Here is a 12,626-nt window from a genome sequence, read left to right on the forward strand (position 1 = left end):
GTAAGGGGTGGGGCCCGGACGGCGACTGAGCCGCCGGGCCCCTCCTCTGTGTACGCACCCTCACTCGCCTCGATGGCCGGGTTACTGTGCCATCACCCTCTTCATCTCCCCAGGAGAATGTGCTCACCGTGAAGACGATCGAAGACCTCGAGGTCACCGGCAAGCGGGTGTTCGTCCGCGCCGACCTCAACGTGCCGCTCTCCGGCGCCACCATCACCGACGACGGCCGGATCCGCGCCGTCGCGCCGACCATCGCCAAGCTGCTCGCGCGGGGCGCCCGCGTGGTCGTCGCCTCGCACCTGGGCCGCCCGAAGGGCGAGCCGGACCCGCAGTTCTCCCTCGCCCCGGTCGCCGTCCGCCTCGGTGAGATCCTCGGCGCCCCGGTCGCGTTCGCGACCGACACCGTCGGTGAGAGCGCGAAGGCCACCGTCGCCGCCCTCGGCGACGGCGAGGTCACGCTGCTCGAGAACCTGCGCTTCAACGCCGGCGAGACCAGCAAGGACGATGCCGAGCGCGGCGCCTTCGCCGACGAGTTGGCCGCCCTGGCCGACCTCTACGTCGGCGACGGCTTCGGTGCGGTGCACCGCAAGCACGCCTCGGTGTACGACCTTCCGGCCCGCCTGCCGCACGCGGTCGGCGACCTGATCGCCACCGAGGTGGGCGTGCTCAAGCGCCTCACCGAGGAGGTCGCCCGCCCGTACGTGGTGGTGCTCGGCGGCTCCAAGGTCTCCGACAAGGTCGGCGTGATCGACAACCTGCTGGGCAAGGCCGACCGGATCCTGATCGGCGGCGGCATGGCGTACACCTTCCTCGCGGCCCTGGGCCACGAGGTCGGCATCTCGCTGCTGCAGAAGGACCAGATCCCGACGGTCCTGGAGTACCTGGAGCGCGGCAAGGCCAACGGGGTCGAGTTCGTGATCCCGGTGGACGTCGCGATCTCGGCGTCCTTCCCGGACCTCAAGACCAAGGCCCCGGTCGAGGACTTCGAGGTCGTCGACGCGGACGCCATCCCGGCCGACAAGGAGGGCCTGGACATCGGCCCGAAGACCCGGGCGCTGTTCGCCGAGAAGATCGCCGACGCGGCCACCGTCTTCTGGAACGGCCCGGTGGGCGTCTTCGAGCACCCCGCCTTCGCCGAGGGCACCAAGGCCGTCGCGCAGGCGCTGCTGGAGAGCGACGCGTTCACCGTGGTCGGCGGCGGCGACTCCGCCGCGGCCGTCCGCATCCTGGGCTTCGACGAGACGAAGTTCGGACACATCTCGACCGGCGGTGGCGCGAGCCTCGAGTACCTGGAGGGCAAGACGCTCCCCGGTCTCGCCGCCCTGGAAGGCTGAAGGCACGATGACTGAGCGTCTCCCGCTGATGGCGGGCAACTGGAAGATGAACCTCAACCACCTCGAGGCCATCGCCCACACCCAGAAGCTGGCCTTCGCGCTGGCCGACAAGGACTACGCGGCCGTCGAGGTGGCCGTACTGGTCCCGTTCACCGACCTGCGCTCGGTGCAGACCCTGGTCGACGGCGACAAGCTGAAGATCAAGTACGGCTCGCAGGACATCTCCCGGCACGACTCGGGCGCGTACACCGGCGAGGTGTCCGGCCCGATGCTGGCCAAGCTCAAGTGCGACTACGCGGTGATCGGCCACTCCGAGCGCCGCCAGTACCACGGCGAGGACGAGGAGATCGTCAACGCCAAGGTCAAGGCTGCCTACCGCAGCGGGGTCACCCCGATCCTGTGCATCGGCGAGCCGCTGGACATCCGCAAGGCCGGCACCCACGTCGCGTACACCCTGGCCCAGCTGGACGGCGGCCTGGCCGACGTCCCGGCCGAGCAGGCCGAGTCCGTGGTCGTCGCCTACGAGCCGGTCTGGGCCATCGGCACCGGCGAGGTCGCCACCCCCGAGGACGCCCAGGAGGTCTGCGGGGCCATCCGCGGCCGCCTGGCCGAGCTGTACGGCCCCGAGCTGGCCGAGAAGGTCCGTGTCCTGTACGGCGGTTCGATGAAGGCCTCCAACGTGGCCGGCCTGATGGCCAAGCCCGACATCGACGGCGGGCTGATCGGCGGTGCCTCCCTGGACGCCGACGAGTTCGTCAAGATCGTGCGCTACCGTGAGCAGGCAGTAGGCTAACGCCGCCGCAGCAACGTAGGCTTTGGGGCCGGACCGCTGTCACCCAGCGGCCGGCCCCTTCGCCGAATGAACGAGAGAGTTGGTCCCGCCGTGGTTCTCGGGTTCTCGATTGCCCTGATCATCCTGAGCCTGCTGCTGATCCTCCTGGTGCTGCTGCACAAGGGGAAGGGTGGCGGCCTGTCCGACATGTTCGGCGGCGGCGCCATGTCCACCGGCGGCGGTTCCGCGGTGGCCGAGCGCAACCTCGACCGCATCACCATCGTGATCGGCCTCGGTTGGTTCGCCTGCATCGTCGTCCTCGGCCTGCTGCTCAAGTACAAGGGCTGACGCCCGAACGCGGGGGGTGCCGGGCCGCTGCCGAGGCGGTGGTGGCAGATTCTTAACTCCCGCTTACACTAGGTGGACTTCGCCACCGTCCGGAGCAGGCCGCGGCCGGACGGCACCAGCACCCAGGGAGTCAGACCGTGGCAAGTGGCAACGCCATTCGAGGCAGCAGAGTCGGCGCCGGCCCGATGGGCGAGGCGGAGCGTGGCGAGTCCGCGCCCCGCACCCGGATCTCCTTCTGGTGCGCGAACAAGCACGAGACGCGCCCCAGCTTCGCCGCCGAGGCGGCGATCCCCGACACCTGGGACTGCCCGCGCTGCGGCTTCCCGGCCGGCCAGGACGAGCACAACCCGCCCGCCCCGGCCCGCAACGAGCCGTACAAGACGCACCTCGCGTACGTCCGCGAGCGGCGCACCGACGCCGACGGCGAGGCCATCCTCGCCGAGGCTCTCGCCAAGCTCCGCGGCGAGATCTGAGCACTCCGTCCGAAGGGCGTCACCGGTCACCCGGTGGCGCCCTTCGGCGCATCCGGGGCCCGATGCCCCCTCCGCCCAGGGCGGTCCGTGCGGAGGTGACGGCCGGTCACCTGTACCCGGTGCAGCGGAACGGCCCGGCTCCGCAGGGCGGAACCGGGCCGTTTCGGTGGTGCGCTCAGGCAGACGCCGGGGGGTAGAGCTGCGGCGGGATCTTGGCCGCCGCGGTCCGGTCGAGGAGCCAGAGGGTCCGGGCGGTGCCGTGGGCGGCGGAGGCGGGGGCCAGCAGGGCGCCCGGGCCGCTGAGGGCCAGGGCGACCGCGTCGGCCTTGTCCTCGCCGGCGGCGAGCAGCCAGACCTCGCGGGCCGCCCGGATCGCCGGGAGGGTGAGCGAGATCCGGGTGGGCGGGGGCTTGGGGGCCCCGCGGACACCGACCACGGTGCGCTCGGTCTCCCGGACGCCGGGGTGCTCGGGGAAGAGCGAGGCGATGTGGGTGTCCGGGCCGACGCCGAGCAGCAGGACGTCGAACGCGGGCACCCGGACCCGGGCACCGGGCTCGGCGGCCCTGGCCAGCTCCTCGGCGTAGCGGGCCGCAGCGGCCTCCACGTCGGAGCCGTCCGGGCCGTCGGAGGCCGGCATCTCGTGCACCCGGGCGGGGTCGAGCGGCACCGCGGCGAGCAGTTCGTCCCGCGCCTGGACGGCGTTGCGCTCGCCGTCCGCGGCGGGCAGGAAGCGCTCGTCGCCCCACCACAGGTCGAGCCGCGCCCAGTCGACCGCGTCGCGCGCCGGGGAGGCGGCGATCGCGGCCAGCAGGGCGTTGCCGTTGCGGCCGCCGGTGAGCACCACCGAGGCGGTGCCGCGGGCGGACTGGGCGTCCACGATCCGGGTGATGAGCCGGGCGGCGGCCGCCTGGGCCATCAGTTCCTTGTCCCGGTGGACGACCAGCTGCGGGGTGGCCGCGGTCATGCGCCGCTCCGCTTGCGCGGGGCGGCGTTCTTGCGGGCGGCGGGCTTCTTGGCGCCGGAGTCCTTCTTCGCCGTGGCGGTCCTGGCCGCCGCCGACTTGCCGGACGCGGCCTTGGCCGGCTCGGCCGGGGCTTCGGCAGCGGGAGCCGGTGCCGGCGCGGCGTCGGCCGGGGCCTCGTCGGCCGGCACCTTGGCGGTGACCCGCGCCGGGGCGGCGGCCGCCGCGGCGACGGCGCCGGTGTCCGGCTCGCCCGCCGGGCGCTCCTTGAGCCGCTCGACCGGGGTGCGGACGGCGTTGGCGTAGATGTCGTCCGGGTCCAGGCGGCGCAGCTCCTCCGAGATGAGCTCGGCGGTGTCGCGGCGCTTGAGGGCGACCATCCGGTCCGGGGAGCCCGGCATGGACAGGGTGCCCAGCAGGCCGTCCGGGCGGTCGAGGACGATGTCGCCGTCCTTGGTGCGCATCCGGACGGCGGTGATGCCGGGGCCGCCGGTGACCACGCGCTCGACCGGGACGCGCAGGCGGTTGTGCAGCCACAGGCCGAGCAGCTCGACGCTGGGGTTGTACGACTCGCCCTCGACGACCGCGCCGATGACCTTGACCGGTCGCTGGTCCAGGGCGGCGGCCAGCATGGAGCGCCAGCCGGTGATCCGGGTCCAGGCGAGGTCGGTGTCGCCGGGGGTGTAGCTGGCGGCCCGCTGGGCGAGCTGGCCGACCGGGGACTCGGCGGTGACCGCGTCGGTGATCCGGCGCTGGGCGATGGCGCCGAGCGGGTCCTGGCCGGGGTTGAGCGGGGCGTTCTCCGGCCACCACACCACCACGGGGGCGTCCGGCAGCAGCAGCGGCAGGACGACCGACTGGGCGTGCGAGGCGAGCTCGCCGTGCATGCGCAGGATGACCGTTTCGCCGGAGCCGGCGTCGGATCCGACCAGGATCTCGGCGTCCAGCCGGGTCTCGGCGCGGGCCCGGGGCGAGCGCCCGGCGCGCTTGATGACCGCCAGGATGCGCGAGGGGTGCTCGCGGGAGGCGTCGTTGGCGGCCTTGAGGGCGTCGTACGCGCTGCCCTCGTCGGTCACGATCACCAGGGTGAGCACCATGCCGGCCGCCGTGGAACCGGCGGCCCGGCGGGCGTTCATCAGAGCAGCGTTGATCTTGCTGGACGTGGTGTTCGTCAGGTCGATCTTCATGGCCGGCGCCAGCTCCTGCCGTCTCGTGCGAGCATCTCGTCCGCCTCGATGGGCCCCCAGGTGCCGGCCGCGTACTGGGCGGGCTTGCCGTGGGTGTCCCAGTACTGCTCGATCGGGTCGAGGATCTCCCAGGAGAGCTCGACCTCCTGGTGGCGCGGGAAGAGGTTGGCGTCGCCCAGCAGCACGTCGAGGATGAGCCGCTCGTACGCCTCCGGGCTGGACTCGGTGAAGGACTCGCCGTAGGCGAAGTCCATCGTCACGTCCCGGACCTCCAGTGCGGTGCCGGGCACCTTGGAGCCGAACCGCACGGTGACGCCCTCGTCCGGCTGCACCCGGATGACCAGGGCGTTCTGCCCCAGCTCCTCGGTCGCGTAGGAGTCGAACGGCAGGTACGGGGCGCGCTGGAAGACCACCGCGATCTCGGTCACCCGGCGGCCCAGGCGCTTGCCGGTGCGCAGGTAGAACGGGACGCCTGCCCAGCGGCGGTTGTTGATCTCCAGCTTGATGGCCGCGTAGGTGTCGGTCTTGGACTCGGGGTTGATGCCCTCCTCGTCCAGGTAGCCGACCACCTCCTCGCCGCCCTGCCAGCCGGCCGCGTACTGGCCGCGCACGGTGTGCCGGCCGAGGTCCGCGGGGAGCTTGACGGCCGAGAGCACCTTGAGCTTCTCGGCGACCAGCGCCTTGGGGTGGAAGGACGCCGGCTCTTCGATGGCGGTGAGCGCCATCAGCTGCAGCAGGTGGTTCTGGATCACGTCACGGGCGGAGCCGATGCCGTCGTAGTACCCGGCCCGGCCGCCGATGCCGATGTCCTCGGCCATGGTGATCTGCACGTGGTCGACGTACGACCGGTTCCAGATCGGCTCGAACATCTGGTTGGCGAAGCGGAGCGCCAGGATGTTCTGGACGGTCTCCTTGCCGAGGTAGTGGTCGATCCGGAAGACCTCGTCCCGGGGGAAGACCTCGTGGACGATCCGGTTCAGCTCCTGGGCGCTCGCCAGGTCGTGGCCGAACGGCTTCTCGATCACCGCGCGGCGCCAGGAGCCCTTCGGCGGGTCGGTCAGCCCGTGCTTCTTGAGCTGCTGGACGACCGTGGGGAAGAACTTCGGCGGCACCGACAGGTAGAAGGCGAAGTTGCCGCCGGTGCCCTGGGCCTTGTCCAGCTCCTCGATGGTGGAGCGGAGCTTGTCGAAGGCGTCGTCGTCGTCGAAGGTGCCCTGGATGAAGCGCATGCCCTTGGCGAGCTGCGCCCAGACCTCCTCACGGAACGGCGTGCGGGCGTGCTGCTTGACGGCGTCGTGGACCTCCTTGGCGAAGTCCTCGTCCTCCCACTCGCGGCGGGCGAAGCCCACCAGCGAGAAGCCCGGGGGCAGCAGACCCCGGTTGGCCAGGTCGTAGATGGCCGGCATCAGCTTCTTGCGCGACAGGTCGCCGGTGACGCCGAAGATCACCAGGCCGGACGGCCCGGCGATCCTCGGCAGTCGGCGGTCGGCCGGATCGCGCAGCGGGTTGGCGGGCGGAGCCGGGGGTTCGCCCTGCTCCACCTCGGGGAAGGAGTTGCTCACTGGTGGTGTGCTCCGCTTTCCGTGCGTCGATTCGTGAGCAGGATCAGCTCTGGCCGCCGTGCGCGGCGAGCGAGGCGCTGACGGTGTCGAGCAGCTCGTTCCAGGAGACCTCGAACTTCTCGACACCCTCGTCCTCGAGCACCTGGACGACGTCGTCGTAGTCGACCCCGGCCGCGCCGATCGCGTCCAGGACGGCCTTCGCGTCCGCGTAGTTCGGGGTGATGGTGTCGCCGGTGATCACGCCGTGGTCGTCGGTGGCGTCCAGGGTGGCCTCGGGCATGGTGTTGACGGTGCCCGGGGCGACCAGCTCGGTCACGTACAGGGTGTCCGGCAGGTTCGGGTCCTTGACGCCGGTGGAGGCCCACAGCGGGCGCTGCGGCTTGGCGCCGGCGGACTCCAGGGCCTTCCAGCGGTCGCTGGAGAAGACCTCCTCGTACGCCTGGTAGGCCAGGCGGGCGTTGGCGAGCGCGGCCTTGCCCTTGAGCTGCTTGGCCTCGCCGCCGATCTTGTCCAGGCGCTTGTCGATCTCGGTGTCCACCCGGGACACGAAGAAGGAGGCGACCGACTCGATGGTGGACAGGTCCAGGCCGGCGGCCTTGGCCTTCTCCAGGCCGCTCAGGAAGGCGTCCATCACGGCGCGGTAGCGCTCCAGCGAGAAGATCAGCGTGACGTTGACGCTGATGCCCTTGCCCAGCACCTCGGTGATGGCGGGCAGGCCGGCCCTGGTCGCCGGGATCTTGATGAACACGTTCGGGCGGTCGACCAGCCACCAGAGCTGCTTGGCCTCGGCCACGGTCGGCGCGGTCTCGTGGGCCAGGCGCGGGTCGACCTCGATGGAGACCCGGCCGTCGCGGCCGTTGGAGGCGTCGTAGACCGGGCGCAGCACGTCGGCCGCGTCGCGCACGTCCGAGGTGGTGATCATGCGGACGGCCTCGTCGGTGGTGACCTTGCGGACCGCCAGGTCCTCCAGCTGGCCGGCGTAGTGGCCGTTGCCGCCGATCGCCTTCTGGAAGATGGTCGGGTTGGTGGTGACACCCACCACGTGCTTCTCCTGCACCAGCTCGGCCAGGTTGCCGGAGTTCAGTCGCTCCCGGCTCAGGTCGTCCAGCCAGATCGCCACGCCCTCGTCGCTGAGGCGCTTCAGAGCGTCAGTCATGGTGCTACATCCTCTTTTTTGTACGTCTGCTGTGGGGTCGTCAGACAGGGCCGGGCGGCCGATGTGCGGTCGGCTGCCCGGCCCGGGGTGCCTTAGCGGGAGACGGCCTCGACCGTGCGGAGCGAGGCGCGGGCGGCGTTGGCCACGGCGTCGGCGGTCAGGCCGAACTCCTGGTACAGCACCTTGTAGTCGGCGGAGGCACCGAAGTGCTCCAGGCTGATGATCCGGCCGGCGTCGCCGACCAGCTCGCGCCAGCCCTGGGCGATGCCCGCCTCGACCGAGACGCGGGCCCGGACGTTCGGCGGCAGCACGGTGTCGCGGTACGCCTGGTCCTGCTCGTTGAACCACTCGACGGACGGCATCGAGACGACCCGGGTCGGGATGCCCTCGGCCTCCAGGGCCTCGCGGGCCTGGACGGCCAGCTGGACCTCGGAGCCGGTGCCGATCAGGATCACCTTCGGCGACGCGCCCTCGGCCTCGGCCAGCACGTAGCCGCCCCGGGCCGCGCCCTCGGCGGAGGCGAACACCTCGCGGTCGAAGGTGGGCACGCCCTGGCGGGTGAGCGCCAGGCCGACCGGGCCGGGGTGGCTGGTGTGCCGCTCGACCACGGCGCGCCAGACCACGGCGGTCTCGTTGGCGTCGGCCGGGCGGACCACGGCCAGGCCCGGGATGGCGCGCAGCGCGGCCAGGTGCTCCACCGGCTGGTGGGTCGGGCCGTCCTCGCCGAGGCCGATCGAGTCGTGCGTCCAGACGTAGGTGACCGGCAGCTTCATCAGCGCGGCCAGGCGGACCGCCGGGCGCATGTAGTCGGAGAAGACCAGGAAGGTGCCGCCGTAGATACGGGTACGGCCGTGCAGCGCGATGCCGTTCATGATCGCGCCCATGGCGTGCTCGCGGATGCCGAAGTGGATCGTCCGGCCGTACGGGCTCGCGCTCTTGAGCGGGTTGCCCTCCGGAAGGAAGGAGGACTCCTCGTCGATGGTGGTGAGGTTGGACTCGGCCAGGTCGGCGGAGCCGCCCCACAGCTCGGGGATCAGTGCGCCGATCGCCTTGAGGGTGTCGCCGGAGGCCTTGCGGGTGGCGACGTCCTTGCCGGCCGGGAAGACCGGGATCGCCTTCTCCCAGCCGTCCGGCAGCTCGCCGATGGAGATCCGGTCGAACGAGGCGGCGCGCTCCGGGTTGGCGGCGTGCCAGGCGTGGAACGCCTTCTCCCACTCCTCGCGGACGGCCTTGTTGCGGGCCACCACCTTGCGGGCGTGGTCGATGACCGTCTCGGTGACCTCGAAGGTCTTGGCCGGGTCGAAGCCGAGCACCTTCTTGGTCTCGGCGATCTCGGCGTCGCCGAGGGCCGAGCCGTGCGCCTTGGCGGTGTCCTGGGCGTTCGGGGCCGGCCAGGCGATGATGGTGCGCATCGCGATGATCGACGGGCGGGAGGTCTCCGCCTTGGCCGCGGCCAGCGCGGTGGCCAGGGCGTGCACGTCGATGTCGCCGTCGGCCTTCGGGGTGACCCGCTGCACGTGCCAGCCGTACGCCTCGTAGCGGCCCAGGACGTCCTCGGAGAAGGCCGTCTCGGTGTCGCCCTCGATGGAGATGTGGTTGTCGTCGTACAGCGCGACCAGGTTGCCCAGCTTCTGGTGGCCGGCCAGCGAGGACGCCTCGGCGGAGATGCCCTCCTCCAGGTCGCCGTCGGAGACGATCGCCCAGACGGTGTGGTCGAACGGGGACTCGCCCGCCGCCGCCCGGGGGTCGAACAGGCCGCGCTCGTAGCGGGCCGCCATCGCCATGCCCACCGCGTTGGCGATGCCCTGGCCGAGCGGGCCGGTGGTGGTCTCCACGCCGGCGGTGTGGCCGTGCTCGGGGTGGCCGGGGGTGCGGCTGCCCGCGACGCGGAACGCCTTCAGGTCGTCCAGCGACAGGCCGTAGCCCGACAGGAAGAGCTGGGTGTACAGCGTCAGCGAGGTGTGGCCGGGGGAGAGGACGAAGCGGTCCCGGCCGACCCAGCTCGGGTCGGTGGGGTCGTGGCGCAGGAAGCGCTGGAAGATCAGATAGGCGGCGGGGGCCAGCGACATGGCGGTGCCCGGGTGCCCGTTGCCCACCTTCTGCACGGCGTCCATGGCCAGGACCCGCGCCGTGTCCACGGCCCGCTGGTCCAGATCGCTCCACTCGAATACGTTCGGCGTCGTGCTCACCCTGACTCAGGGCTCCTTCCGAATTTTGTGAAGTGTGACCCCGTGACACGGACCGGGCCGGCCACGCCGCTGTGGCCCGACTGTCGAGATGGTGCCGATCACGGAGGGTTGATCCCGCTTCTCTGTGCGAGCCTACCGCCCACGGGGCCCCTCACCCTGCGTGGTGGGACAACCGGCGATCCGGGGGCGGCATTCCTGCTCACTGTGTCAACTCCTCTGTCCTACCTTCACCCGGGTGAGGAGGGTTTGCCCGTCCGAGGGGCAAGACGGGCGAGGACGCGGCTCGCCCGGGGCACCCCGGGGCCGGTGCGCATATATGGAGCGTCTAAGCTGCCGTGGTACGCGCAGAGCGGACACGGGCACCCTTGCGGTCCGGGGGTCGCCTGTGGAAGTTCGTCGAATGTTGGGGTGTCCGTGACCGCCGTCGAATCCCGCCCCGCCGGGGTGGTAGGGACGAGGCCCACGAGCCGGCCGTTCGGGGCCCGTGTCGGAGCCTTCGTCGCACTGACCAAGCCGCGGATCATCGAGCTGCTGCTGATCTCCACCGTGCCGGTGATGTTCCTGGCGCAGCGCGGAGTGCCGGACCTGTGGCTGGTCGCCGCGGTCGTCGTCGGCGGCTACCTCTCGGCCGGCGGTGCCAACGCGCTGAACATGTACATCGACCGCGACATCGACGCCGTGATGTCGCGCACCGAGCGCCGACCCATCGTCACCGGCATGGTCTCGCCGCGCGAGGCCCTGGTCTTCGGCGTCACGCTGGCCGTCGCCTCGACGCTGTGGCTGGCCCTGCTGGTCAACGTGCTCTCCGCCGCGCTGGCGCTGGCCGCGCTGCTGTTCTACGTCTTCGTCTACACGATGGGCCTCAAGCGGCGCACCGCGCAGAACATCGTCTGGGGCGGCATCGCCGGCTGCATGCCGGTCTTCGTGGGCTGGGCGGCCGTCACCGACTCGCTGTCCTGGTCGGCCGTGGTGCTCTTCCTGGTGGTCTTCTTCTGGACGCCCCCGCACACCTGGGTGCTGTCGATGAAGGTGCGCGAGGACTACGCCAAGGCCGGGGTGCCGATGCTCCCGGTCGTCAAGGGCAATGTCGCCGTCGCGCGGCAGATCGTCGTCTACTCCTGGGTCATGGTCGGTGTCTCGCTGCTGCTGTGGCCGCTCGGGCACACCAGCTGGCTCTACCCGACCGTCGCGGCGGTCCTGGGCGCCTTCTGGATGAAGGAGGCGTACGCGCTCCAGGCGCGGGCCAAGGCCGGGATCGTCGGCGCGAAGCTCAAGGAGATGCGGCTGTTCCACTGGTCGATCAGCTACCTGACGCTGCTCATGGTGGTCGTCGCGATCGACCCGTTCGTGGGCTGAGACCGCCCTACCGGGGTGGGAGCTCACTGGGCCCCACCTGGCCGTCCAGCCAGTCCCTGAGCGGCTGCGAGGAGCGCAGGAAGCCGCTGATCCGCTTCCGCGCCTCGCGGGTGCCCAGCCACGCGGCCGGCTCCCACTCCTGCCAGGCGACCAGCCCCTTGTAGCGCAGCAGCTCGATCCGCGGGTGGTCCTTGGCGTAGCCGCGCGGCGCGGTCTTCAGCGCGTCCCGCCCGACCACCTCGGGTCCGGCCTTGCGGACCCGGGCGATCACCCGCTCCAGCTCCGCGCCGGTGACCTCCCCGGCCACCGCGGTGCGGTAGCGGTCCAGCTGGTCGGGCGCGAGCTGGTACATCCCGTTGCCGCAGGCCAGCCCCTCCGCGGAGAGCTGGACGTAGCCGCCGGAGTCGAAGTGCGCCCCGATGTGCGTCTTGTACGGCGACTTGTCGGCACTGAACCGGACGTCGCGGTTGGGCCGGAAGATCTTCGCCGGGCCGAACTCCGGCTCCAGCTCGTCCAGCAGCGCCGCCATCGGCTCGCGCACGGTGTGCTCGTACACGGCCTTGTGGTCGGTCCAGAAGCTCTTGGAATTGTCGGCCTCCAGGTGCTCGTAGAACTCGAGCGCCTCGGCCGGCCAGCCTTGGAAGGTCACGGGCTCAGCCTACGCGTCCGGCGTCCAGCAGTGCCGACGCCGCGGTCCGCGCCAGCGCGGCGGGCGCGGCGGAGCCCTCGCGCAGCGCGGTGACGATCGCGCCGTCCATCAGCAGCACCACCGCGCGGGCGGTGCCCGCCGGGTCCGGGTGGCCCTCCTCGGCCAGCAGGCCCGCCACGTACCCGGTCACCGCCGCCTTGTGCTCGGCGGCCACCCGGTGCGCCGGGGAGTCGGGGTCGGCGGTCTCCACGATGGTGTTGATGAAGGCGCAGCCCCGGAAGTCGGCCCGGGCGAAGCGCTCCGCCAGCGCGTCGAAGACGTTCAGCGGCCGCCCGCCGAGGGCGGTGACCCGCTCGTCCAGCCACGCCCGCCAGCGCAGGTCGCGCCCGCGCAGGACCTCGACCACCAGGTCGTCCTTGCTGGGGAAGTGCCGGTAGAAGGAGGCCCGGCCGACCCCGGAGACGCTCAGAATCCGGTCCAGGCCGACGGCGCGGATGCCCTCGGCGTAGAAGAGCTCCTCGGCGGTGGCGAGCAGGCGCTCGCGGGCGTGGGTCGGCATGCCCCGCATCGTACGCCCGCCATTGACCCGAACGGAACCGATCGGTACCGTCTGTCGAGCAACGGAACCGACCAGTACCG

General features: G+C 71.7%; 12 protein-coding genes. 5 read left to right on the forward strand and 7 right to left on the reverse strand.

Translation table 11 applies throughout. From position 1 onward, the window contains the following. The first annotated feature begins 128 nt into the window (after positions 1-128). From FHR36_RS05690 to FHR36_RS05705, 4 genes are all read left to right on the forward strand, one after another. The gene (locus tag FHR36_RS05690) at positions 129-1,334 is read left to right on the forward strand and encodes a phosphoglycerate kinase (RefSeq protein ID WP_253794272.1); all 1,206 of its coding nucleotides are present in this window, start codon (positions 129-131) and stop codon (positions 1,332-1,334) included. 7 nt (positions 1,335-1,341) lie between these two features. Beyond that, positions 1,342-2,127, forward strand: coding sequence for a triose-phosphate isomerase (gene tpiA, locus FHR36_RS05695; protein WP_253794274.1), 786 nt, complete (start codon positions 1,342-1,344; stop codon positions 2,125-2,127). Positions 2,128-2,217: 90 nt separating this feature from the next. Continuing rightward, on the forward strand, positions 2,218-2,454 hold the full coding sequence (secG, locus tag FHR36_RS05700; RefSeq protein ID WP_253794772.1) for a preprotein translocase subunit SecG: 237 nt from the start codon (positions 2,218-2,220) through the stop codon (positions 2,452-2,454). A gap of 185 nt (positions 2,455-2,639) precedes the next feature. After that, the gene (locus tag FHR36_RS05705; protein ID WP_253794774.1) at positions 2,640-2,927 is read left to right on the forward strand and encodes an RNA polymerase-binding protein RbpA; all 288 of its coding nucleotides are present in this window, start codon (positions 2,640-2,642) and stop codon (positions 2,925-2,927) included. 175 nt (positions 2,928-3,102) lie between these two features. Here FHR36_RS05705 and pgl read toward each other — a convergent pair whose 3' ends face one another. The 5 genes from pgl to tkt all read right to left on the reverse strand — a co-directional run bounded on the left by pgl (position 3,103) and on the right by tkt (position 9,982). Further along, positions 3,103-3,891 (reverse strand): 6-phosphogluconolactonase, encoded by a 789-nt coding sequence (gene pgl, locus FHR36_RS05710; RefSeq protein ID WP_253794276.1) that lies wholly within the window; start codon positions 3,889-3,891, stop codon positions 3,103-3,105. Beyond that, the gene (gene opcA, locus FHR36_RS05715; RefSeq protein ID WP_253794279.1) at positions 3,888-5,075 is read right to left on the reverse strand and encodes a glucose-6-phosphate dehydrogenase assembly protein OpcA; all 1,188 of its coding nucleotides are present in this window, start codon (positions 5,073-5,075) and stop codon (positions 3,888-3,890) included. Before opcA ends, pgl begins: the two co-directional genes overlap by 4 nt. Further along, on the reverse strand, positions 5,072-6,616 hold the full coding sequence (gene zwf / locus FHR36_RS05720) for a glucose-6-phosphate dehydrogenase (protein WP_253794776.1): 1,545 nt from the start codon (positions 6,614-6,616) through the stop codon (positions 5,072-5,074). Before zwf ends, opcA begins: the two co-directional genes overlap by 4 nt. Before the next feature lie 64 nt (positions 6,617-6,680). Continuing rightward, complete coding sequence (gene tal, locus FHR36_RS05725; RefSeq protein ID WP_253794280.1) at positions 6,681-7,793, reverse strand: transaldolase; 1,113 nt, start codon at positions 7,791-7,793, stop codon at positions 6,681-6,683. A 92-nt stretch (positions 7,794-7,885) separates the two neighbouring features. Beyond that, entirely contained in the window at positions 7,886-9,982 is a 2,097-nt protein-coding gene (gene tkt, locus FHR36_RS05730; protein ID WP_253794281.1) for a transketolase, read from the reverse strand. A 414-nt stretch (positions 9,983-10,396) separates the two neighbouring features. Between tkt and FHR36_RS05735 the strand changes: the two genes are divergently transcribed. Further along, positions 10,397-11,338: a heme o synthase gene (locus FHR36_RS05735; protein ID WP_253794778.1), complete on the forward strand. Its 942-nt coding sequence runs from the start codon at positions 10,397-10,399 to the stop codon at positions 11,336-11,338. A 7-nt stretch (positions 11,339-11,345) separates the two neighbouring features. Here FHR36_RS05735 and FHR36_RS05740 read toward each other — a convergent pair whose 3' ends face one another. Both FHR36_RS05740 and FHR36_RS05745 read right to left on the reverse strand, forming a co-directional pair. Further along, positions 11,346-11,987, reverse strand: coding sequence for a DUF2461 domain-containing protein (locus FHR36_RS05740; RefSeq protein WP_253794283.1), 642 nt, complete (start codon positions 11,985-11,987; stop codon positions 11,346-11,348). 4 nt (positions 11,988-11,991) lie between these two features. After that, on the reverse strand, positions 11,992-12,546 hold the full coding sequence (locus FHR36_RS05745) for a TetR/AcrR family transcriptional regulator (RefSeq protein ID WP_253794284.1): 555 nt from the start codon (positions 12,544-12,546) through the stop codon (positions 11,992-11,994). Positions 12,547-12,626: the final 80 nt, after the last annotated feature.

Source organism: Kitasatospora cinereorecta (assembly GCF_024172095.1).
In the GTDB taxonomy this organism is placed as follows: domain Bacteria; phylum Actinomycetota; class Actinomycetes; order Streptomycetales; family Streptomycetaceae; genus Kitasatospora; species Kitasatospora cinereorecta.

What these genes read in the sequence shown, in the direction of transcription:
- tpiA (WP_253794274.1), top strand. Translation starts at nt 1,342, where the DNA reads ATGACTGAGCGTCTCCCGCTGATGGCGGGCAACTGGAAGATGAACCTC.
- opcA (WP_253794279.1), bottom strand. Translation starts at nt 5,075, where the DNA reads ATGAAGATCGACCTGACGAACACCACGTCCAGCAAGATCAACGCTGCT.
- FHR36_RS05745 (WP_253794284.1), bottom strand. Translation starts at nt 12,546, where the DNA reads ATGCCGACCCACGCCCGCGAGCGCCTGCTCGCCACCGCCGAGGAGCTC.
- tal (WP_253794280.1), bottom strand. Translation starts at nt 7,793, where the DNA reads ATGACTGACGCTCTGAAGCGCCTCAGCGACGAGGGCGTGGCGATCTGG.
- pgl (WP_253794276.1), bottom strand. Translation starts at nt 3,891, where the DNA reads ATGACCGCGGCCACCCCGCAGCTGGTCGTCCACCGGGACAAGGAACTG.
- FHR36_RS05705 (WP_253794774.1), top strand. Translation starts at nt 2,640, where the DNA reads ATGGGCGAGGCGGAGCGTGGCGAGTCCGCGCCCCGCACCCGGATCTCC.